The following is a 1,287-nucleotide window of genomic DNA, read 5'->3' as shown; positions in this document are numbered from 1 at the left end:
AGGTGGCCCGGCGTGGCGACCTGGGAGCGTGCCATCCGGTCCGGCAGATAACTGCACGGATAGGGTGCCGTCGCGTAGAACTGGAGCGACGCGAACGGAAGCTCTTTCGGATGGGTCACGGAGGGTTATCGGCAGCGGGCCCGTCGGACATGAGCCGAAATTGCGCCCAACAGGCTGAATCATAGGCCCAGTGTCGGGGTGCCGGCTCGGCGGTGGCCACCTGCAAATGCGCTTCGAAGGCTGCGCGTGAAATTGGTCGGGCGCCCAGGCTGGCCAGGTGGCGGGTCTGCTGCTGGCAATCGATCAGTGCGATGCCTTTGGCACGGCAAAACGCGACCAGCGCGGCCAGCGCCAGCTTGGACGCATCGGTTTGGCGGGCGAACATCGACTCGCCATAGAACATGCGGCCGAGGTTGACGCCGTACAAGCCCCCCACCATCTGCCCGTCGACCCAGGTTTCGACGCTATGCACCACGCCGACCTGGGCGAGGCGGGTGTAGGCCGCGGCCATCTCGGGCACGATCCAGGTGCCGTCCTGCCCCTCGCGCGGCGCGCCGGCGCAGGCCGCGATGACGGCCGGCGTGTCGCCATCGAAGCGAAACTCGCAGCCGGGCGTCCGCTGGAAGCGCTGCAGGGTCTTGCGCAGCGAGCGCGAGAGCTTGAACTCGGCCACCGGCAGCACCATGCGCGGGTCGGTGGTCCACCACAGCAGGGGCTGGCCCTCGCCGTACCAGGGGAAGATGCCGTGGCGGTAGGCGTCGACCAGGCGGGCAGGGTTGAGATCGCCGCCGGCCGCCAGCAGCCCCGGCGCATCGGTCTCGGGGCCGAGCGCCTGGGCCGTGGGGGGGAAGGGCATGTCGCCATGCAGCCACGTCAATCGCATGGCGACCAGCATACCGACCCGGCAGCGCACCGCCGGGACAGCGATCACGCCTTCTTCAACAGCGTGGTATCGATCGGCAACGTGCGGATGCGCTTGCCGGTGGCGGCAAAGATCGCATTGGTCACCGCCGGCGCGATCGGCGGCGTGCCCGGCTCGCCGATGCCGCCCGGCCCCTCGGTGCTGGGCAGGATATGCACCTCGACCTTGGGCATCTCGTTCATCCGCAGTACCGGGTACTGGTGGAAGTTACCCTGCTCGACGCGGCCGTCCTTGAAGCTGATCTTGCCGTACAGCGCGGCCGAGAGACCGTAGACGATGGCGCCCTCGATCTGGCGGGCGATCGTCTGCGGGTTGACCGTCATGCCGCAGTCGACCGCGGCGACGACGCGGTGCACCTTGGGCGT

At 68.8% G+C, this 1,287-nt stretch carries 2 protein-coding genes and 1 pseudogene; all 3 read right to left on the bottom strand.

Annotated features, from left to right (window positions below; all coding sequences use genetic code 11):
* Positions 1–119: pseudogene (locus AC1DYI_RS35990) on the bottom strand (arginyltransferase); the annotation flags it as partial.
* Positions 116–883, bottom strand: coding sequence for a leucyl/phenylalanyl-tRNA--protein transferase (gene aat / locus AC1DYI_RS35985; protein WP_477208876.1), 768 nt, complete (start codon positions 881–883; stop codon positions 116–118). The pseudogene AC1DYI_RS35990 and the gene aat, both read right to left, overlap by 4 nt.
* A 44-nt stretch (positions 884–927) precedes the next feature.
* On the bottom strand, positions 928–1,287 hold a 360-nt coding region (locus AC1DYI_RS35980), incomplete at its 5' end, for a molybdopterin cofactor-binding domain-containing protein (RefSeq protein ID WP_477208875.1).

Source organism: Ideonella sp. P3_A4, from assembly GCF_056403075.1.
The sequence above is the reverse complement of the archived record's forward strand: the minus strand, read 5'-3'. Positions and strand labels throughout refer to the sequence as shown.